The sequence below is a fragment of the Paenibacillus sedimenti genome (assembly GCF_014534655.1).
In the GTDB taxonomy this organism is placed as follows: Bacteria; Bacillota; Bacilli; order Paenibacillales; family NBRC-103111; genus Paenibacillus_E; species Paenibacillus_E sedimenti.
In genome coordinates this window covers 17,173-36,695 of sequence record NZ_JACVVD010000004.1, presented here as the reverse complement: position 1 = coordinate 36,695, position 19,523 = coordinate 17,173, and the positions used below count along the sequence as shown (strand labels likewise).

General features: G+C 47.0%; 23 protein-coding genes and 1 tRNA gene. 16 read left to right on the top strand and 8 right to left on the bottom strand.

The features are described from left to right. Positions 1-2 precede the first annotated feature (2 nt). Positions 3-290, top strand: coding sequence for a hypothetical protein (locus ICC18_RS12850; RefSeq protein WP_188174833.1), 288 nt, complete (start codon positions 3-5; stop codon positions 288-290). Between the two features lie 33 nt (positions 291-323). Next, the gene (locus ICC18_RS12845) at positions 324-761 is read left to right on the top strand and encodes a hypothetical protein (RefSeq protein WP_188174832.1); all 438 of its coding nucleotides are present in this window, start codon (positions 324-326) and stop codon (positions 759-761) included. Here ICC18_RS12845 and ICC18_RS12840 read toward each other — a convergent pair. After that, on the bottom strand, positions 693-1,733 hold the full coding sequence (locus ICC18_RS12840; protein ID WP_188174831.1) for a YkvI family membrane protein: 1,041 nt from the start codon (positions 1,731-1,733) through the stop codon (positions 693-695). The genes ICC18_RS12845 and ICC18_RS12840 overlap by 69 nt on opposite strands. Before the next feature lie 139 nt (positions 1,734-1,872). Between ICC18_RS12840 and ICC18_RS12835 the strand changes: the two genes are divergently transcribed. Beyond that, positions 1,873-2,481, top strand: a complete 609-nt coding sequence (locus ICC18_RS12835) for a DedA family protein (protein ID WP_188174830.1) — start codon at positions 1,873-1,875, stop codon at positions 2,479-2,481. Positions 2,482-2,561: 80 nt separating this feature from the next. On the opposite strand, the gene ICC18_RS12830 is transcribed toward ICC18_RS12835, so the two are convergent. Continuing rightward, positions 2,562-3,269 carry a DUF4309 domain-containing protein gene (locus ICC18_RS12830; RefSeq protein ID WP_188174829.1) on the bottom strand — a complete coding sequence of 236 codons (708 nt, stop codon included), beginning with the start codon at positions 3,267-3,269 and terminating at the stop codon, positions 2,562-2,564. 350 nt (positions 3,270-3,619) lie between these two features. Between ICC18_RS12830 and ICC18_RS12825 the strand changes: the two genes are divergently transcribed. From ICC18_RS12825 to ICC18_RS12810, 4 genes are all read left to right on the top strand, one after another. Continuing rightward, positions 3,620-4,189, top strand: coding sequence for a xanthine phosphoribosyltransferase (locus ICC18_RS12825; protein WP_188174828.1), 570 nt, complete (start codon positions 3,620-3,622; stop codon positions 4,187-4,189). 113 nt (positions 4,190-4,302) lie between these two features. Further along, positions 4,303-4,596 (top strand): hypothetical protein, encoded by a 294-nt coding sequence (locus ICC18_RS12820; protein ID WP_188175307.1) that lies wholly within the window; start codon positions 4,303-4,305, stop codon positions 4,594-4,596. Positions 4,597-4,892: 296 nt separating this feature from the next. Next, positions 4,893-5,150, top strand: a complete 258-nt coding sequence (locus ICC18_RS12815) for a hypothetical protein (protein WP_188174827.1) — start codon at positions 4,893-4,895, stop codon at positions 5,148-5,150. A gap of 46 nt (positions 5,151-5,196) precedes the next feature. After that, on the top strand, positions 5,197-5,904 hold the full coding sequence (locus tag ICC18_RS12810) for an adenosylcobinamide amidohydrolase (RefSeq protein WP_188175306.1): 708 nt from the start codon (positions 5,197-5,199) through the stop codon (positions 5,902-5,904). A gap of 49 nt (positions 5,905-5,953) precedes the next feature. On the opposite strand, the gene ICC18_RS12805 is transcribed toward ICC18_RS12810, so the two are convergent. Next, entirely contained in the window at positions 5,954-6,136 is a 183-nt protein-coding gene (locus ICC18_RS12805; protein WP_188174826.1) for a hypothetical protein, read from the bottom strand. A gap of 141 nt (positions 6,137-6,277) precedes the next feature. Between ICC18_RS12805 and ICC18_RS12800 the strand changes: the two genes are divergently transcribed. From ICC18_RS12800 to ICC18_RS12785, 4 genes are all read left to right on the top strand, one after another. Beyond that, a tRNA-Leu gene (locus tag ICC18_RS12800) sits at positions 6,278-6,362 on the top strand. 193 nt (positions 6,363-6,555) lie between these two features. Beyond that, positions 6,556-6,984, top strand: coding sequence for a hypothetical protein (locus ICC18_RS12795; protein WP_188174825.1), 429 nt, complete (start codon positions 6,556-6,558; stop codon positions 6,982-6,984). Beyond that, the gene (locus ICC18_RS12790) at positions 6,914-7,531 is read left to right on the top strand and encodes a YidC/Oxa1 family membrane protein insertase (RefSeq protein WP_188174824.1); all 618 of its coding nucleotides are present in this window, start codon (positions 6,914-6,916) and stop codon (positions 7,529-7,531) included. Before ICC18_RS12795 ends, ICC18_RS12790 begins: the two co-directional genes overlap by 71 nt. A 155-nt stretch (positions 7,532-7,686) precedes the next feature. Further along, complete coding sequence (locus ICC18_RS12785) at positions 7,687-8,340, top strand: Bax inhibitor-1/YccA family protein (protein WP_188174823.1); 654 nt, start codon at positions 7,687-7,689, stop codon at positions 8,338-8,340. Positions 8,341-8,389: 49 nt separating this feature from the next. Here the strand turns inward: ICC18_RS12785 and ICC18_RS12780 are convergent, their stop codons facing one another. Continuing rightward, entirely contained in the window at positions 8,390-8,695 is a 306-nt protein-coding gene (locus ICC18_RS12780) for a hypothetical protein (RefSeq protein WP_188174822.1), read from the bottom strand. A 152-nt stretch (positions 8,696-8,847) separates the two neighbouring features. On the opposite strand from ICC18_RS12780, the gene ICC18_RS12775 reads away from it, so the two are divergent. The 3 genes from ICC18_RS12775 to ICC18_RS12765 all read left to right on the top strand — a co-directional run bounded on the left by ICC18_RS12775 (position 8,848) and on the right by ICC18_RS12765 (position 10,167). Then, positions 8,848-9,129 carry a hypothetical protein gene (locus tag ICC18_RS12775; RefSeq protein ID WP_188174821.1) on the top strand — a complete coding sequence of 94 codons (282 nt, stop codon included), beginning with the start codon at positions 8,848-8,850 and terminating at the stop codon, positions 9,127-9,129. Positions 9,130-9,207: 78 nt separating this feature from the next. Beyond that, positions 9,208-9,399 carry a YqzE family protein gene (locus tag ICC18_RS12770; protein WP_188174820.1) on the top strand — a complete coding sequence of 64 codons (192 nt, stop codon included), beginning with the start codon at positions 9,208-9,210 and terminating at the stop codon, positions 9,397-9,399. A 117-nt stretch (positions 9,400-9,516) separates the two neighbouring features. Then, positions 9,517-10,167 carry an SGNH/GDSL hydrolase family protein gene (locus ICC18_RS12765; RefSeq protein ID WP_188174819.1) on the top strand — a complete coding sequence of 217 codons (651 nt, stop codon included), beginning with the start codon at positions 9,517-9,519 and terminating at the stop codon, positions 10,165-10,167. Between the two features lie 44 nt (positions 10,168-10,211). On the opposite strand, the gene ICC18_RS12760 is transcribed toward ICC18_RS12765, so the two are convergent. The 3 genes from ICC18_RS12760 to ICC18_RS12750 form a co-directional block, all read right to left on the bottom strand. Beyond that, positions 10,212-11,162: a hypothetical protein gene (locus tag ICC18_RS12760; protein ID WP_188174818.1), complete on the bottom strand. Its 951-nt coding sequence runs from the start codon at positions 11,160-11,162 to the stop codon at positions 10,212-10,214. Positions 11,163-11,277: 115 nt separating this feature from the next. Beyond that, positions 11,278-12,291: a YqhG family protein gene (locus ICC18_RS12755; RefSeq protein WP_188174817.1), complete on the bottom strand. Its 1,014-nt coding sequence runs from the start codon at positions 12,289-12,291 to the stop codon at positions 11,278-11,280. Beyond that, positions 12,288-14,078 carry a DEAD/DEAH box helicase gene (locus tag ICC18_RS12750; protein ID WP_188174816.1) on the bottom strand — a complete coding sequence of 597 codons (1,791 nt, stop codon included), beginning with the start codon at positions 14,076-14,078 and terminating at the stop codon, positions 12,288-12,290. The genes ICC18_RS12755 and ICC18_RS12750 overlap by 4 nt, the downstream gene beginning before the upstream one ends. A 552-nt stretch (positions 14,079-14,630) precedes the next feature. On the opposite strand from ICC18_RS12750, the gene lipM reads away from it, so the two are divergent. After that, complete coding sequence (gene lipM / locus ICC18_RS12745) at positions 14,631-15,470, top strand: octanoyltransferase LipM (protein ID WP_188174815.1); 840 nt, start codon at positions 14,631-14,633, stop codon at positions 15,468-15,470. An 81-nt stretch (positions 15,471-15,551) separates the two neighbouring features. On the opposite strand, the gene dat is transcribed toward lipM, so the two are convergent. After that, positions 15,552-16,382, bottom strand: coding sequence for a D-amino-acid transaminase (gene dat, locus ICC18_RS12740; RefSeq protein ID WP_188174814.1), 831 nt, complete (start codon positions 16,380-16,382; stop codon positions 15,552-15,554). A 413-nt stretch (positions 16,383-16,795) separates the two neighbouring features. On the opposite strand from dat, the gene ICC18_RS12735 reads away from it, so the two are divergent. Next, positions 16,796-19,444, top strand: coding sequence for an adenosylcobalamin-dependent ribonucleoside-diphosphate reductase (locus ICC18_RS12735; RefSeq protein ID WP_376745642.1), 2,649 nt, complete (start codon positions 16,796-16,798; stop codon positions 19,442-19,444). Positions 19,445-19,523 lie beyond the last annotated feature (79 nt).

The window sequence follows — 19,523 nt, the reverse complement described above, 5'->3', positions numbered from 1 at the left end:
ACATGGAACCAGGAAGCGGGAAGAAGAAAGAATATCGCGAAATTACCTATCAGGTCGGTTGGAAAAAGGGTAAAATCGAATGGAATGAAAAGGCATCCATACAAAGTCTCGGCAAAGCCGAGGGTCTTGAAGAAATGGCAATTCCGATTGGTGAGAAGCGATTGCGGCTCCTGTGGCGAGCTGCTCCTTCCCTGCCGGACAGGGTTCTATTACCGATTTTATATGCACTCCCCGTTGTATGCTTTATATTGACCATCGTTCTCGTCTACAATTTGCGTTACGGTGCGTGACGGAATCAGGAGGGTTAGGAAGGAGGGACTTCAATGAATATGTTTTTAGCTATCGCAGGGGGCTTGTTAGGCCTCTTTGTTACTGGTATTGCGGTATACACGGCTTGGATGGTACATCAGCTATGGAAGCAGCAAGTGGCGGCGCCTAAGCCTACCAGTCAAGTGGAGATCGCAGCTGCGTATTTCTCAAGATGGACTTTGATGGACTATGCTGTAGTTGGCGTATTCGTGTTCGGACAGTTGCTGCTGCTAGCGGAATTATTAGCTGTTCTGCGTGATAAAACGGCGTTGGAGAGCTTTCATTTTTCTTATTTGTTAACTGGTATGATCTTATCAGCGATGGGAATGCTGCTGATGTTTGTTCGTCTAATCATCGTACTTGGATTTGTTCGATCCAAGGCGTTACACTACACGACTGCGATTGCGCCAAATCATCAGAACGAGCCAAATCGTACTGATCAAGCCGAATAAAGGATACAATGCCGACAGCAATGACTTGAAGCCGATTTGACTGACGAGATAGCTTAGGGCAAGAATGATGATTAACAGTACTTTCGGATGAAGCTTGGTACGCTGCTGCAGTTGAAGGGACAAGCCGTAAGCATCTGCGATGAACGTGGTGAAGATTTCGCCGTAAATGACCAGTAAATAAGCGATCTGAGGGATGGAGCCCAGCCGAGTGATGATATTTCCCATTGGAATTTCGAATTGTGAGATACCTGGCATTTGTGCGGATAGCGCATAGTGGGCGGATAGAAGAAGGAGTCCGATCCCTACACCGCCAGCCAACCCTCCCCAGTAGAGCACGGAACGATTCTTGATGGTCGCTCCCATGGGAACGAGCACGGCTTGAGCCATAGCCAGGTTGAAGGCGGTATAAAGGAATGGAGCAAACCAGATTTTGGCAATCGGGTAGTCGCTTGTGATCCGCAGCCAATTACCCGATGCAGGCGAGTGCCAGGTGTAGATGACAATGACCAAACTGAACAACAGCATGATAGGCACGACGACGGAATTGACGGTCATGATCGCTCCGATTCCACGGGACAATACGAGGTAGGCCAGTACTAAAGTAACCAGCAAACCCGTCTGATACGAGAGGTGTAGCTGTTCTTCAAAGACGGTTCCGCCTCCGGCAAGCATGACGGTCGTAATGCCGAATAGTACGACCATCGTAAACAGACTGATCCAGTCGCCTATTTTTTTGCCGAATAGCGCTTTATTTAAATCCTCATAGGATTCAGCTTTGAGATCGTGAGCCATCAGCATAAGCTTGATCCCAATCCAAACGAACAGCATGCTGGAAAGGGCGATCGTAAACGTCGCCATCCAGCCGTAACGTGTGAAAAATTGCAGGATCTCCTGACCGGAAGCAAACCCTGCTCCGACGATCGTACCGATATAAGTAAAAGCGACGCGGACGATCTGTGATCCTGTTCTCATATATTGCCCCTCACTCCGTCGTTTGATATAGTACAAGGTATGTTCTCGTTGACAAGCTCATGACAGGAAGTTGGGGCAAGCGTTTTTCATCTTGTAAAATGGATTGACAGGATTACGTTGATTTGGGAGTGTGTCTTACGTGCAGGAAGCACTTTATGATTTTATTAATCATTATGGATATATCGCGTTGTACATTTTACTATCAGCCGGTATTATTGGCGTACCCGTTCCTGACGAGACACTTATGGCGTTTGTCGGGTCTTTAACCGCTCCCGGCGGCCCTTTTAATTACACAACGGCGTTGATTGTCATTTACGCGGGAACGATGACGGGGATGATCGTTAGTTATTATCTAGGGCATCGCGTAGGTAAACCGTTCCTGTATCGATATGGAAAATGGTTTAAACTCACACCAAGCCGAATTGAGAGAGCCGAAGGCTGGTTTAAAAAGTACGGGCTTTGGGCGGTTTTTTTTGGTTATTTTGTGCCGGGCGTTCGTCACTTTACTTGTTATTTATCAGGCGTTAGCGGGGTTAAATTTTTTAAATATCTGTTTTATGCAGGTACAGGTGCGCTGCTATGGTGTACAACTTTTTTGACATTGGGTCATTTTATAGGCCGCAATTTGGAAGGGTTGTTTAAACTTATTCATAAGTATATGGGCATAAGTTTTGCTATTCTGGCGATCGTTGCTATCGTAGGAATCCTCATCTACTTACGCATTAGGAAACGTAAAGCTGTTCATTAGATACAAATAAGACCATGATTGTCTCCGGCCTTTTGGAGATTTTCATGGTCTTCTGTTTATGGCGGGTTATGAATTTCGCATTAGTGATCAGCGAACAGCTTGATGGATTGGATTGTACTCTCTTTAGGATCGATATCAATTTTGAGAATGGTGCCCTGCGCTTTGTAAGAAAGGACATAGGTTGTATTCGAATCCGGTTTTCCCAAAATCGTAATCGCGTCTTGCGCCTTTTGGCCGAGTCTCAGGCCGCGCAGACCAGGATCTATATCGACAGAATGGACGTCTACGAATTCAAGCGTATTTTGTTTGTTAAAGCCTACCGAAAAATCAGTATAATCATAGACATCGATTGCATCATCATCCTCGTCCATGATGAATTGTTTCTTTGCTTTACCGAAACGATCCAAAACATCGTTCTTCAACGTGCCCAGTTTCAAGCCCATTAACGTCGGCTTCTCTTGCTGGTATGCATCCTCTGCTTTGACCTTTGGTTTGGCAGTAGGTTTTGTGCTCGCCGCGGTTTGCGGGATATCGGAGAAGTCCGATTTGGAACTTCCTGCGACTTGGGCCTCATGCTTTGATGCGTCTACCGGTGTTGCCGTAGGCGTTGGAGCGGGTGATACAGCGACCGGAGTCGCGCTTGGATATACGGTTGGCTGCATATGTGCAGGTGATTCTATTGGAGGCTGTGCGAAAGGAACAGATGACTTTTGGCAACCAGCTACCAGAAGAGAAGCGAATGCAACCGGCACACAGCCAAGAACGATTAATTTTATAGATTTGTTCATCGTCATCTTCCTTTCTGCCGAATAACTTCTAATATAAAACGCAACATTACTAATCATAATGCTTTCTGGTTGTCAATCTCAATGCTCAAATGTGAGCAAATATTGGCATTTTTTGTGAAAATGAACGATTATCATTTTCAAGACGCAACTTTCATGGTGTAACTAATCCTTTTGAAGTCTTTCATAATGTTAGACACTATGTTGCCCATAAAAGTTTCAAGCCAAAAGACCTAAGTGTGTAAATTGGGACTTGAAACCTACTTGATCAATATGGTAACTTACTCATAATACAAAGAGCATATGCTTACGATGTAAGTTTTCTCTAGGAAAACTTTTAGGAGGTCATCAAAATGGAATTATTGAAGCAGCGGATCTTAGAAGTGGGTGTCGTCGTATCGGACCAAGTTCTCAAGCTGGACGCCATTCTGAATCATCAGGTGGATCCGGTGCTTATCATGGAGATGGGCAAGGAATTTGCCAGATTGTTCGGAGAGAGCAAACCTGACAAAGTGTTGACGGTTGAGTCTTCAGGCATTCCTATTGCTTTCGCAACGGCTTTGCATCTTGGCGTTCCTATGGTATTCGCCCGTCGTAAAAAGACGCTTACCATGGATCAAGACACATACAGCGAGCGCGTTCCTTCATTTACCAAAGGCATTGTTACGGACATAATGGTTTCCTCGCATTTATTGAAAAAAGGGGAGCGCATCCTGCTTATCGATGATTTTATCGCCAACGGTGATGCGGCTCGCGGCTTAATACGCATTATTGAAAAAGCAGAAGCAGAGCTGGTAGGATGCGGTATCGTTGTGGAAAAGTTGTTTCAAGCTGGCGGCAAATCGATCCGCGAACGCGGCATTCGCGTGGAATCTTTGGCGCGCATTGCCTCGCTCGCAAATGGACAAATCACTTTTGACTGATTTTTCATCTGCTCTACGCCTTCCCTGAAAACGATTTTTCCTTTATAATGATTACATGGTAAGAGAGGAGGCTGACATCTGTGGGTATTGAAAATGGTTCTGCTGAATATTTTATGACAAAGCTGGGAGAAGCGAAAACTCACTTTGAACGTGCTCTTGATTGTAAGCATACAGAGTTTGATGACCTCTATCCCTATATGATTGAACACCCTCAATTTTTTTGGTACAAACGCTATGTCGCTTGGTCTGAACTGTTGACCATAGTGAAGCTTTGCACGGAGCTTTCGATGGAGTGGGAGCAGCAATTCTCCGCGGCTCAAGTGGAATATATTCAAAAACGTGTAATGTCCAGCAAAGTGCTTGATTTTTGGTTCGAAACGAACGATTCCAAGGAGCATGTAAGCTAATCGCATTCCAATATAATAAAAAGGCCAATGAATCCTTTTTGGATTCATGGCCTTTTTTTATTTCTCAAACTCGTAATTCGAATCTTCTTTGCTTTCCAGCACTTCCGCTACCTACAGAGATGTAATATTTTTTCTTATCCACATTTCGAGCTTCCCCTTGATTATCGGATTTTGCGCTCATTACAAATAAGGTAACCTCTAAAGCAACTTTTTATGTAATTTGAACTCTTAAGAAATTTGTGTATGCTAGAGGGGATAAGTTTTTTCCAGATGATCCCTACAATAGGAGGCAAATTATGATAACTGAAGAACAATTAGATACTTATCGTATAGAAAGCACGTTATTACGCGTTATTCGGGACGTTAACCCTACGAACGATATCAGAGGTATTGTTGTCGCATGGGACGATGAGAGTGTGCTGATTCGTAAAAAAAATCGCAGAGTCGTCAAGCTCTCCCGCGCCTATGTCTACCAACCATTCGGCGATGAAAGACCGCCTGAATTTATGCTTCCTCAAGAACCTGTGGAACCTTACTCGGATGAGGATGAATGAGGATCGTGGGATTCGACCACGATAAGGAGTGTGCGGCTTGACTGATATGCAAATTCAAGGAATCACGATGGAACGGATTGTCTCACAACAAGGCGAATATATGCTAATTAAAAGCAAGACTCCGCTTAAAACCTTGAATTCATCGCCTTGTGGCGGCGGCTTTGGTACATATACGGGTCTGATGAACCGCCAAGTGAACAAGCATTATAATGAATCCGATCCTATAGCCGAGATGAATAAATTCATCCTAAGTGAGGGGTTAGACCCTTCTGAAACAGCGGGCATGCTTACAGCGGCGAAGGTGAGAGATGTAGGAACCAGCTCATTAAGCTGGGTAACGGATGATTTAGAAGCTGGAGATCCGTTGCGAGAGAAGCTTCAAGTAACGGCTTGGGTCACAGTTGGACTTGGGAACAAGGCGAGAGCAGGCGCTAGGCTGTCTGCATCATCTTTATTTCCGGGGACGATTAATAGTATCGTAGTCATCAATGGTTGCTTAACGGATGCAGCCATGGTCAATGCGGTGATAACCGCTACAGAAGCAAAGGTGGCTGCGCTCCAAGATATGGATGTTCAAGTGGATGGTTTGCCGGCCACAGGTACAACGACAGATGCCGTTCTCATTGCCGCGACGGGTCGTGGACGCTTGTATAAGTATGCAGGTACAGCTACTCAACTAGGATATTTGATTGGAAGAACTGTGTATGATGCTACCGTGGCTTCAGGACGTTTATATGGAAAAAAGCCTTACTGACTTCGATCCGGTCAGTAAAGCTCTCGATAATTAATCATAGACGTCTTATTCAGGTTCTGCGGAAAATACCGTATGCTAAACCGTTTGCTATACTGCGATCAATGCCTAATTCATCATCGGCCTCATTACGATAATTCGGATCATGTACGATAGCTTCTGCTTCACCTTCAGTCAGATCCCGCTGGTTACCGGTATATTTCGGCTCTAATTCGTCAATTTCTTTTTGATCCAATGGTTATTCCTCCTTTTGGGTTTAGCTTTCGGATATTGCTCGATATCTATACGAAGGTTGTAAATATTCGTTGACTTGAATGTGATTCCGTGATATATTGTTTTTTGTCGCCGCTAAATGAACTTGTTCAATCGGCAGCTTGCGGTCGTGGCGGAATTGGCAGACGCGCACGGTTCAGGTCCGTGTGGGCTAACCCCCCGTGGAGGTTCGAGTCCTCTCGACCGCATCATAAAAAAGACCATGACATCTACTTTCGTAGGTATCATGGTCTTTTTCACATATAAGAATTTATATGTGATGAGCAAGACCGCAAAGATGTTTTTCAGGTTATGCTTTTCGTACCGGGGACTTTCTTATGTATTCGATATGAAACCGTTACTTTAAATCAACGTATTTTAAATTAAGGAGGTGGTAACCGGTTGGAAGGTTCATTTGATTGGTCGGTGGTCGTCTTACTGCTAGGTCTGAGCAGTTTGATTATCGGATATTATGGCGCCATTCATCCGGTGCCGCCGATTCGACATACGGATATTTCGGTTATACAACTCCCGGCTGCATGGAACAGCCAAGCAACAAGTCCTTGTTTGCTCAGGGTTCGAAGAAAAATACCCGCACGTAAAGCTTTGCAAGGACAGAAGGATGAAGAAGCAGATTCCTTACGTTTTCATGAAAATGATCAAACGATGCTCATGAATACGAGGAGGAATTGGAGAAATGGATTCGATATTTCAACCTATCATAAAGCTTTTGTTCACTGGTTTATCTTGGTTTCACAGTATGACATTAGACTGGGGCCTCGCCATTATTCTGCTGACCCTGCTGGTCAGGGTGCTGCTATTTCCTTTTAATCTGCGAACAGCAAGGCAGATGATCCGCCAATCGAAGATGCAGCCTCTACTAGCTGAGATCAAACACAAATTCGCGCACGACCAGATGAAGCTTCTGCAAGAGACAAGTAAGGCATACCAACAATTCGGCGTCAAACCGATGTCTTTGATCACGGTTTCTTTGCTGCAAGCCCCGCTATTCTTTGGCCTATACCGCGTTTTCACGGAGCATGGTATGACGATGACGAGTCATCTAGTACCATGGGTTGCCACGCTCGGAGTAAGTGATCCGCTTCATGTTGTGCCACTTCTATATGCGGTTGTTACTTTCATCAGCATGATACTTCCGCTCACGAATGAAGTCGCCGTAACGGGGTCGTTGTTGACTCGAATGACATTGCCTCTGATCATGGTTATTATCATGTCAGTTATCATTTGGACGGCTCCTGTTGCTATTGGGCTTTATTGGACAACGAATTCGTTGTTCGCAATTATTGAACGCATATTCTACCGAACACCTTTAGGCAGAAAATGGGTCACACGGGATATCAGCACCATCTGCTGCTAATGCTTAATCATGAAATAGCTCACTGTATCCTTGATGGATGCAGTGAGCTATTGAGAGCCGAAGTCCGATGCAATACAATCTGGCAGCTTACATGAAAGTTGAGTATAATACATAATATAAGATTGTACTTATTTTCAAAAGGGGATGAAATTTCCATGGAAAGAACCGTTACGGTTTCACATCAGGGCAGCTTTGCCCATGTGCTTCAGACGTTTGCGATTTCGCTTCTGGTTTCCTTTTTGGGAACGCTGATCGGTGCTATCGTCGTTCCGCCGTCAATGATTATGCTTTTCGTCGTAGCTGAATTGGTTATGTTGGTAGCAGCTATAGTGATCAGGATTCGCGGCAAACATATCGGGTATGGATTCCTGTATGCTTTTACAGCGATCTCGGGGGTCACGTTGTATCCGGTCATTATGAATTATGGCGGATTGCTTGGTGCAAATGTCGTATCGGGAGCGTTCTTTGCGACTGCAGCCATTTTTGGAGGACTTGCCTTTTACGCTCACCGCTCCAAACGCGATTTTAGCTTTCTAGGCGGCTTCTTGTTCGCAGGCACGATCGGGCTTGTTCTGATGAGCTTAATTTCTTTGTTCGTTTCCTTCGGCTCTGTGATGAATCTGGTCTGGTCACTAATCGGTATTCTTATTTTCAGCGGTTGGGTTCTCTATGATGTAGCTCAATACCGTGACGGTGTCGCTTCAGAAGAAGTGCCGCTTGCTGCATTGAACATTTATCTCGATTTCATCAATCTGTTCCTTTACATTCTTCGTTTTCTGGCCTCCATCGTTGGCTTGAACAGAGACTAAAAGAATAGATACAAACTAGAAAAGGAAGCACCTCCGCTTCGATACACGATTATGCGTGCATCGAAGCGGAGGTGCTTTTTTCTGCGCTGACAGGCAATTTCGGTTGATTTTGCCTATCTATGAAACTATGAGTAGATTGTTCACTCTTTTCTCCGGCAGCATAGTATGGCAAGTCTCCGCGAAAAGTCCGGTTAATTTCCAGTAATGTATGCATCAGCTCGATAAGATCAGCATGGCCTAGCCGTACAACAGGGATTGTATCCTCTATGTTCCCGTATAATTGAACCTCAAACAGTCGATTGGACTCGTCCATCCGGATCTCGAGGAGCTCGGTTTTGAGCATCCGTTTCCACATTCTTGCAAGCACCTCTTTCTCTCTATTTGTTCTAGTATATGCGGGGAAAACAAGAATAGAAGCTAATGGATTTATAAAGCGAAACAAGCACGATTTCCTCACTCGCCACATACAATTTAATGATCATATCCAAGTAGAGAGGAGATGACCTGGTGGCGGCATGCAGCACTTGGACGTATAGAGGGATAACGTCTTCGGTCTTTAAAAGCTTGCAAAATGTAGGAAGAAGACAAGGCTTCACGATTCCGAACGCGGCTTCAGGGAAGTTCACGATTACGGTCGCAGGGATGAGTGTCGGTTTTCAGTATGCTTGGGATACGAACGGTCAAACCTTATTACTGCAATGTGTCAATAAGCCAATGCTGCTCGGTTGCGGGACGATTAAATCGTTTGCTGATAAAATCGTGACCGAAAGCGGCGGCAAAGTCGTGTAAATCAACTTCTTCCGCCTGTCTATTCCGTTTAGGCATGATCCTATATGGATAAAATAGGGAGGGAAGGCAGGTGGAAGTATGGCGAAAAGCGATGAACTGGTGAAGTTCATAACCCAGCAGGTCATCACCTATATCGAGACGCCCAAAGATGTTCGCAAACAGGCTAAAGCGAACATGAAAGAACAAAGGGAAAGCTGGCAAACGCGATGGTTTGGCATGCTGCCCCTGGCGACTCGAATGCTCATTGAACGAACAAAAATAAAAAAATGAATCATACCTCCTAAGGTTGTTTGGGTAAAGCTCGTTACCCTTCACCTCCTTAGGAGGTTTTTTGTTGCTATCATCGAATACAATATTATGGATTTAAATTGGAAGGGGAGACGAAAAATGAAACTGCAAAAAAACGATAAGCTGGTTATGATAGGGGATTCCGTTACCGATTGTGAGCGCGCAAGACCGATTGGCGAAGGACTTTTCGGAGCGCTGGGCAAAGGATATGTATCTTTAGTGGATGGTCATCTGAACACTTCCTACCCGGAACTGCAAATTCGGACAGTGAATGTCGGGACAAGCGGAAATACAGTCCTGCATCTAAAAGACAGATGGCAGACGGATGTATTGGACCTAAAGCCGGACTGGTTGTCTGTCATGATTGGGATCAATGACGTCTGGAGACAGTTTGACTCCCCCAAAATCACCGAGACACACGTAGATATCGCAACTTATGAACGTACTCTGCTAGAGCTTGTTGAGCAGACAAAGCCTAGTGTCAAAGGCATTGTGTTGATGACTCCATTCTACATTGAACCGAATCCGCAAGATGCCATGCGGCAAAAGATGGATCAATATGGTCAGGTTGTGAAACGAATAGCTGAGGGAACCGGATCGGTGTTCGTAGATACGCAAGCTGCTTTTGAGCCAGTGCTCAAAGAATACTACCCGGCATACATTGCATGGGATCGGGTGCATCCTAATAACGTGGGGCATACGGTTTTGGCGAATGCTTTTCTGCGGGCGATCGGTTTTGAGTGGAAGTAAAAGATAAAGCCTTAGACCTTCATGATTCGGTCTAAGGCTTTAATTTAAGGATAGACATTACCTTGCTCCAGCGCTTCCTTCAAAAGCACATATCGCGGCCCTACGTGATCAACAGCGAGATAAGGCTCGCCATGGCCCCATTGCTTATATCCGATTACTGCAAGCGGCAATGTTACTTGGTTGTCATAAAGTTCAGTCACATAAGTCAGTTTGTTTTTTTGCTTCAACGCTCCTTTGAGCTCATTCAGGTTTACTACGTGAAGCGGTTTGCCTTGCACCCAAGGGAGACGCTCATAAGGGTCAAAGGCAGGCAGTGTGAGGTCATTAACGCTGCCCGATAATTCAGTTCCGCTTACATGTGTGTATGCGAGCTTGGCCGTTGGATCGTGATCGAGCGGCAGCAGTTCACCGGATTTTGCATCCAGATAGTAGGACTCGTCTCCAATCGAAATTTTCCAAATGGCTGTAAGCGAATCCATATATAAACGTTCTTTGATGATGGCGTCATTGCGGATGAAATCGGTGAATGATGTAGTATCGGAAATGAGTTCCTGCTGTACCAAAGAACGATACAGCGTCGTGAGGCTGAATAAAGGACTGTCGCCGGTTCCAAATTCGGTCAATCGGAATGAGCCGTCTTCTGCCGCATGCACAATCATATAGCCGACTTCGTGCCCCTGCTCACCGAGAATAATCACCCATCCGTGCGTTCCCGGACCGAGCGGATAGCTGTGCCATGCGGCCTGCTGCCAGTTCTCAAAGCCCTGTTCACGGGATAAAGCGAGCTTCCACTTATTTACGGAGTCTGCCAAAGGCAGTTCGCTGCGCGTATTGATAGCGGGTTTCGTAATGGCCACGGCAACAGTCTCAGATGGCGGTTGAACAAGGCTTGTCCGCTTTGCGTCATCAACGGCGGAAATATGAATAGGTATGCTCACGAAAGTACTTAAACTGATCAAACATGCCATTGACCAGGTCGTCCACTTTTTCAACATGGAATCACCTACCAATCTAGAACCTCTCATTTGTATGTTTCTATTGTAATTCTATTGTCTTAAAAAGAATGTTAGAACCTGTAGCGGCAGATTTGCGAAGTTTTAGCGACTCGCGTCAGTTTCTGGTTGCTCGGCCCGAGTTCAAGTGGAACAGACCGCAATTGATGACAGAAACCACGATTCGCGGCTTATACTGCCAGTCTATCTCCTGCAGCCGATTACGGCATTGGGCTTCGATTTCATTCCTTTTGTCCGGCTCGACGCTCAATAAAAGCCCGTTATAATAGGCTTCGACACGATTAATTTCGCTGCGGTGCTGCTCATTGGCTTCATCCGCCCAACTGTGGTTATACGCGCTGATTTTGCGCTCTAATGTCATTTCAAGGGCATTTATGGCTTTCGGCAACGAGATCATATCGGGAAGAATGTGGCTGTTCGCCGGCAGCTTGGGAGATAAACTCTTGGTCAACAAATACTTATGAAAATGCTCCCGGATTTCGCCGTTGTTCAGCTGAATCGCAAGGGAATGAATCTCGCTTCGTTTGCGGTCGCAAGCCAGCTCGACCTTGTAGTTGACACAGAACCAAGTATCATAGACGAGAGTATGATGCATGGATGCTCCCATAGGGAAGGGTTCTTCGAATAAATGAACGAAGCGGCCCCGCGCGCGAACGATGCCGAAGATTTGTTCCAGCCGGCGACTGCCGAACGTGACCTCATCCTGCGGAACGCGAGCCGTGACCGTTGTTGGAACGAAGCCAAAATAACGGCCAAGGATACTGTCCGAACTGCTGTCCTGCGCTAGTGTCGGTTGACTCGGAGCGTTGCCCGCAGTCGTGCCCGGGCTTGTGCTGTTAGTTGCCGCAGACGGTTTGACGGCTATGGCTGCAGCTTTCGGCTTTGCTTCCGCTTTCAATTGCTCAGGATCGAAAACAAACTTATAGGTCATCGTCTCCGGAGCCGTTCCAGTGCGTTCTACGAAACTCCAATAATACGGGCGGCCGGTCATCTCTTTATCCGCTTCAGGAGAGAGCTTGGCGGTCACATAGGTTGGTGTTTTTTCAAGAATGGTGCAGTCGAAAGCTTCGAGGAAGCGCATGACGAAAGTATGAATGTTCCGTTTATTCATGTCCTTACCTCAATACCTTGTCCACCGTAGGCGGCATCGAGAATGGTTCGAAATTCGGCGCCTTGAGGCGGTTCTTGAGCAATCTCAGCCTGAACTTCCGAGAAGGTATCGCCGATCTCGTCGAGCTTCCTGCGAATATCTTCTTGAGAGCGGGATTCCATGACCATACGGAATAAGGAGGACTCAAGGGAGCCTTTCTTCTCAATTCGCTCAAGAATCGTATCGAGCTCACCGATGACCATTTCGAACATATTGATTTTTTCGTGCAGCAGCGACAGAATATGTTCCTCTATCGTATTGGTCGTGGACAAGTTATAGATGTTTACGTCATGAGTTTGTCCAAGCCTGTGGACACGGCCAATTCGTTGTTCCACGCGCATCGGGTTCCACGGCAAATCGAAATTGATCATATTGTGGCAAAACTGCAGATTGATGCCTTCCCCTCCAGCCTCCGTAGCAACAAGCACTTGCGCGCGATTGCGGAATAAATCCATCATCCAATCCTTTTTTCCCCGGTTCATGCCGCCACGATAAGGCACTGCGCTGATTTTGCGTTCTTTCAAGTAGTTCAGCAAATACTCCTGGGAAGCGCGATACTCGGTGAAAATGATGACTTTATCATTAATTTCCTGCACAAGCTGCATCGTTTTCTCTGCTTTGGTGTTCGCTTTAATGCCTCGGATCAATTCGACGAGCTCCCAAATCTTAGCCCGCATCGGGGAGTCTTCCGCCGTTTTCTTAAACAAATTGACAAGCGTAATGAATACCGCATCCCGGGAGCTGCATACCTCGCGCTGAAGCGTGATCAGGGACAACATGCTGGTAAGATCGCCCGGACTTTCCTGATAGCGGGTGCGTACGAAATCCGTCACGCCGTCGTAGAGCGCTTGCTCGTCGGGGGAGAGTGTGAGCGGAATATTTTTGACGACGCGTTTCGTATAATGAACGCCCCCGTCTCCGCGTCGGTTGCGAATCATGACTTTGGAGAGCTCCTGCTGGAGCATGACTTCATTTTTAGCGATTCGTTTGCCGACCACATAGTTCGTTTTGAAGCTGCTTTGGACGCCAAGTTGACCCGGTTTCAGCAGGGTAATGAGGTTGTACAACTCTTTCAAATCGTTCTGCACCGGGGTGGCGGTGAGCAGTAGGCAATATTTTTTGCGCAGCTCATTCACGAACGTGTAATTGGTCGTCTTCTTGTTCTTTAGCTTGTGTGCCTCGTCGACGATCAGCATATCATATTCCAATCCCATGACAATCTCCCGATGGGGATCACGCTTGGCCGTGTCCATTGAAGCTACGATGACGTCGCTTTGCTGCCACATGTATGCCTTCTTCTGTGCGACGGCGGGAATGCCGAACTTCGTGTTCAGCTCCCTTACCCACTGGAGCACGAGGGAAGCGGGAACAAGAATAAGCGTTTTACGGACGAGTCCGCGGATCATGTATTCTTTTAAAATAAGCCCGGCTTCAATCGTTTTCCCGAGTCCGACTTCATCGGCCAAAATGGCGCGACCGCGCATCTCATTCAGCACGCGTTTTGCCGTATCAAGCTGATGCGGCATCGGTTCCAGCTGCCCGAGATGGACGAGGCACTGCATTTCGTCAAAGCTCGAAATGAGCCCGGACTCTTCAGATTCATAAGCAAGCTGGTACAGCGTCCAGTCATCCCAAGGACCTCCTCCGCGCACACGATGATCCAGCTCGGTAAACCACTCCCGGTCAAAATGCATATGAAGGTGATGATGAATGGGGCGAATGTTCTCTTGCTGTTCATGTTGACGCATAGATGAGCCTCCTAAAAGCTTTCCGTTAGGAAAGCTGGCATCGTAAGCATAAGCTGTGTTTTGCGTTAGCAAAACTTGCATTGTAAGCATAAGCTAAGCTTTCCGTTAGGAAAGCTGGCATCGTAAGCATAAGCTGATCTTCTGAATACGTGTTAGTATATCCATTATGGGGGCTTTCATAACTTTTCCACGGGCGATTGGATGTAAAGGGGCAGCAAGTAGTGATAAGATTTCAGTAGCTGATCTTTAATTCGATTTTTCCGACTTAACTGGCACTGACGCCGCAAAACTGTTGCTCTAGTTCGATTTTTCCGAATTAAAGTATGCGTAGTTGCCTGTGAGGCCTGAAATCGCAAAGCTAATTCGGTTTATCCGACTTACAGAACGGATCCGTGCGGTACTGCGGATTTAAGCAGGTTTTTCCGCACTAAAGCTGAGGCTGGATCGCCTCGCGGGAATTTACGGCCGTTCTCCTGCTTAGAAAGCGGACGCCATTTTATGTTATGATAAAGCTTGTCTACGGATTGAACGAGGAGAGGGTGACTTTGCATAATGACAGCATGGCGATTTATACATACAGGAGATCGTTCTCCTGCTGAAAATATGGCAATTGACGAAGCGATACTGACTGCGCATAGCGAGGGATTGGTTCCGCCGACAGTACGCTTCTATGGCTGGAATCCGGCGACGCTGTCGATCGGTTATTTCCAAAAGGCGCAGGAGGTGGATCAGGAAGCGGTTATGAGAGAGGGGATCGGGTTTGTTCGGCGTCCGACAGGGGGCAGAGCTGTGCTCCACGACAAGGAGCTGACGTACAGCATTATCGTAGCCGAGAACTACCCGGGGATTCCGCGAAATGTAACGGAAGCCTACCGCGTGCTGAGCGAAGGGCTATTGCAAGGCTTTCGAGCGCTTGGACTTGGCGCCGAGATGGTACAGCTTGCGAGTGATGAAGAGAAGGAAAAGTACGCATCCGCAGGCTCGGCAGCCTGCTTTGACTCTCCTTCGTGGTACGAGCTCGTGGTTGAAGGGCGCAAAGTCGCCGGCAGCGCACAGGTGCGCCAGAAGGATGTGGTGCTGCAGCATGGCTCTATTTTACTTGATATGGATACGGATCAGTTGTTCCGTATGCTGCGATTCTCTAACGAAAAAGTGGCTGATCGGATGAAACAGAGCTTTCTGAAAAAAGCTGTTGCCATTAACGAACTTTTGCGGGCTCAGGGCAAGCCAGAGGTTACGTTGAAGCAAGTGGAAGAAGCGTTTAGGCGCGAAATTGCTGCAGGGCTCGGCGTTGAGCTGGTGGAGGCGGAGCTATCGCCTTATGAGGCGGAGCTTACGGAGCGGCTCGTACGTGAGAAATATGGAACGGATGAGTGGAATTTACGACGGTAGAGGCATGGGATGGGCTGTATGCTATACAGTTAGTTATTACGAAAAAGGTTGAGCAGATGCATACTCTGCCCAACCTTTTTTTTATACAGCGAAAGTTCGCTCGAATTCGTTTTGCAGCTTGCGCGTGATTGGACCCGGTTCACCTGATCCGATAGGCTTTCCGTCAATATGGATGACCGGTGTGACTTCGACCGTCGTACCAGTGATGAAAGCTTCGTCGGCTTGCTGTAGCTGCTGAAGCGTGAAGGGTTCTTCTTTCACATCAATTTGCAAGGCTCTGGCTAACCGAAGTACGACCGCGCGTGTGATGCCGTGCAGAATCAGATTGTTGGCCGGATGCGTGTACAGTATATGATCTTTGACCATCATGAAATTGGAGGCGCTGCATTCTGTCACCGTTCCGCTACGGTGCAAAATGACCTCTTGTACGCCATGGTCGAGAGCGGCCTGCTTGGCCATCACATTAGGAAGCAAGTTGAGCGTCTTGAGATCACAGCGAAGCCAGCGGATATCTTCAAACGAAATTGCATGAATTCCGCTCTGGATCGTCGCCGTTGGCCTTTTGACGTCTGTACAATAGGCAAGCATGACGGGTTGAGCGTCTTTGGGAAAAGGATGAGCGCGCGGAGCCTCACCACGGGTGATTTGCATGTAAATGGTACCTTCAACTATTCCGTTTTCATGAACCAGCTTTGATAATATATTCTCGATTTCCTGTGAGGAATAAGGTAAAGCGATACGAACTTCGCTTGCGCTTTTTTGCAAACGCTGCATATGGGCTTCCTGTTCATAGATCCGGCCATTGTAAACGCGAAACACCTCATAAACGCCATCCCCGAAATAATAACCTCGATCGTCCGGTGAAATATGTAGGTCTTTTTTTTCTAAAAATCCGTCTTTATAAAAATACATTAACCAAACACCTCCAAATTAAATGACACGGATCGGCGAACAAATGTTCTAAAAATAACTATATTGTGTTATACTATATCTAGGGTATCAAAGGAAATATCGATCGTCAAAGTGTGCAAAAACTATGAGATACCAAACGCCATAAGCACACGCAGAATCTTCGATTTTGTCGAATTTTATCACAACAATTCTCTTCAGAAAGAGAGCATTTCGAAGAAAATCATAGATATATAGAAATAAACTTGTCTTATTGGGGCAATTTGGTCCGTTATCCATTCGATCCACAACATATGGTGATGTATAATGAATCTCGCACACCATATATTGTGCTTTTACATAAACTTCATGTACAAACACTTATATAGCTGCAGCTGAATTTGAAGCCTATTGGGAGGGTGTTGTTGTTGGAAATGATGCAGGAAAAGAAGCGATTGGAAGGACTCAGCGAGAAAATCTTTTTGGATCGATATGCACTCAAAAATGCGGATACCAGCCATGCGAAAGTTGGCGATACCGTTCTTGTCCTGACGAAGGATGATCCCAAGTTCCCAGCCAAAGAAGTAGGCGAGATTATTAGCCGAGAAGGCAATATCGTTACAGTACGGACTCGAAGCGGAGAGACTGTCGAATCTTCGGTAGAGAAGCTTACGTTAAATATAGAAAAGACACCTGATGAGATGTGGGACCGTCTCGCCGGAGCGATGGCTTCCGTTGAAACGACTCCAGAGAAAAGAAAAGAATGGACTGAGAAATTCAGATATATTTTAGATGATTGGAAGCTTGTTCCAGGCGGACGAATTGCTGCAGGAGCCGATGCAAGCGATGAGCTGACTTTGTTTAACTGTTACGTCATTCCATCACCTCATGATAGCCGTGGCGGAATTATGAGCACTTTGAGCGAAATGACGGAGATTATGTCTCGCGGCGGCGGCGTTGGGATTAACTTATCTTCGCTTCGCCCTCGCCGTTCCATCGTGAAAGGTGTGAACGGGTCTTCAAGCGGTGCCGTTTCCTGGGGCGGCTTGTTTAGCTACACGACAGGGTTGATTGAGCAAGGCGGGAGCCGTCGCGGTGCGCTTATGCTGATGATCAACGACTGGCATCCGGATCTTGTAGATTTCATCACCGTGAAGTCGACCATGGGCCAGATTACAAATGCGAACTTATCCGTTTGTGTCAGCAACGGTTTCATGAAAGCCGTTAAGGAAGATTTGGACTGGGAACTTGTATTCCCGGATACGACGGATCCTGATTATAACGATAAATGGGACGGAAATTTGGATGCATGGAAAAAGTTCGGAAAAGCAGTGAAGCCTTACCGCACCGTGCGTGCGCGCGAAGTTTGGCATACGATTATTGAATCCGCTTGGAAGTCTGCCGAACCTGGCGTCGTTTTCATGGAATACTACAATCAAATGTCCAACAGCTGGTACTTCAATCCAATCATTTGCACCAATCCTTGCGGGGAGCAAGGTCTTCCTGCTTGGGGCGTATGTAACTTGTCGGCGATTAATCTTTCCAAGTTCTATGATGCTGAGAAGCATGATGTGGACTGGGCGGATTTGGCCAAAGTCGTTCGTTATTCCACTCGTTTTCTCGATAACGTTATTGATAAGACGCCTTACCATTTTGAAGAAAACCGCCTGAATCAGCAAGCTGAGCGCCGTGTAGGACTTGGTTCCATGGGTCTGGCGGAGCTGATGATCAAGCTGAAAATTCGCTATGGCAGCCCAGAGTCTCTGCAGTTCTTGGATAAAATCTATGGCTTTATCGCCAAAGAAGCTTACCTGGCTTCCGCTGAGATTGCTGCTGAGAAAGGCTCTTTTAAAGAGTTTGTCGCAGATAAATTCCTGCAAAGCGGGTTTATGAAAAACATGACGAAGGTGTATCCGGAAGTCGGCGCAGCCATTCAAAAGAACGGCATGCGCAACGTAACGGTGATTACGCAAGCGCCTACGGGCAGTACCGGGACGATGGTAGGTACCTCCACCGGTATCGAGCCTTACTTCGCATTCGAATATTATCGCCAAAGCCGACTGGGCTTTGACAAGCAATACGTGCCGATCGCTCAAGAGTGGAAAGATCAGCATCCGGATCAAGAATTGCCTGACTACTTCGTTACGGCAATGTCCTTGACTGCGGAAGATCATATCCGTGCGCAAGCGGCGATCCAAACATGGGTGGACAGCTCTATCTCCAAAACGGCGAACTGTCCTTCAGATTTTACCGTTGAAGAAACAAAGCGTCTGTACGAATTGGCTTTCGATCTTGGCTGTAAAGGCGTGACGATCTACCGCGACGGAAGCCGCGATGTGCAAGTATTGAGCACGAGTGCAGGTGATGATAAGAATGACGAGAAGAAAGCTGAGACGCAGTCAGTGGCTGAAACTGTGACTGCTGCTGCGGTGGCAACAAAGGATGAGGACAGCTTCTCGAACCTATCAGGAAAACTGGCAGTTAACGTGGATGCCAAAACGGAGCAAGTCTTCGACAAGCAGTACAAACGCCGTCCGCAAATCCTGCGCGGTGCTACGTATAAAGTGAATACGCCATTCGGCATGGCATACATTACCATCAATGACATGAACGGCTCGCCAAGCGAGATTTTCTTGAATGTGGGTAAAGCAGGATCCGATGTCTTCGCGATGTCCGAAGCGCTCGGTCGCGTTTGCTCCTTGTTCTTGCGTTACGGCGATCACGGCGATAAAGTGAAGCTGCTGATCAAGCATCTCAAAGGCATTGGCGGCTCCGGCGCCATTGGCTTCGGCAACAACCGCGTCGAGTCGATCGCAGACGCAGTGGCCAAAGCGCTCGAGCAGCATGACGAAGTGATGAACGAGCAAGACGACGCGCGGAACTACGTGACCGCGACGAGCGAGGTGCTGGATTCGCCAGCACCAACGGCTGCGCCTAGCAGCCATGAGGGCGGCGGCCAGGGTCACAGCACGAGCGCGATCAGCGCCACGTCAAAAGACCTGTGCCCGTCGTGCGGCTCCGCCTCGCTGATCAACAGCGAGGGCTGCAAGAACTGCGCCAACTGCGGATATAGCAGGTGTCAGTAGGAATTTGTAACGATAGGTAAGCAATACCCTGTGTGAAATTCCAGAATTATTTAGAATTGTTTCAAAATTCGTTAGACGA